Raw genomic sequence first — 599 nt, 5'->3', positions numbered from 1 at the left:
GCTTGTTTTTGGGTTCTCGGGCGGGGATTGGGGTGGGGGGTGTAGCAAGGAACCCGGTTCTCGTTTAGTGGAGCGGCGGGTATGCCCAGATGGACGGGGTTGGGGTCGGAGTTCGACCGGGGGCTGGTCGGGCTGCTCGCCGAAGGAGGCGGGCTTGAGCCGCTGTACGACGCTTATGTCGAACAGGTGTTTGATTATGCGGTGGCGTTGGTGGGGGAGACCAAGGCCGCCGAGGACATCGTCCATGACGTGATGATCGACGCCGGGCGGCGGGCGGCGCGGCTACGGGATCGGGAGCGGCTGCGGGCGTGGCTTTACGGCGCGGTGCGGCGGCGCGGGCTGTTCCGGTCGCGGGGGCGGTCGCTGCGGTGGGACTGGGAGGGCCAGCAGGCCGGGACGGAGACGGGGCTCGCCGCCGAAGAGGTGCGGCGGCTGCTCGAAGGCGCCCTGGACAGGCTGTCGTTCGCCGACCAGGATCTGCTGCTGCTGACGTTGCGGCACGGGGTGGTCGGGGTCGATCTGGCGGCGGTGCTGGGCGTCGCGCCGTTCCAGGCGACGGCGCGGGCGGCGCGGGTGAAGGCGCGGGCCGACCGGGCGCT

1 protein-coding gene is annotated in these 599 nt (G+C 71.6%); it reads left to right on the top strand.

Translation table 11 applies throughout. The annotated features are described in order from the left end of the window. Positions 1 to 81: 81 nt before the first annotated feature. Positions 82 to 599 (top strand): RNA polymerase sigma factor (locus ACYVE7_RS35350; RefSeq protein WP_460371054.1); only part of this gene is annotated, 518 nt, incomplete at its 3' end.

It is taken from the genome of Actinocorallia lasiicapitis (assembly GCF_054778695.1).
The sequence above is the reverse complement of the archived record's forward strand: the minus strand, read 5'-3'. Positions and strand labels throughout refer to the sequence as shown.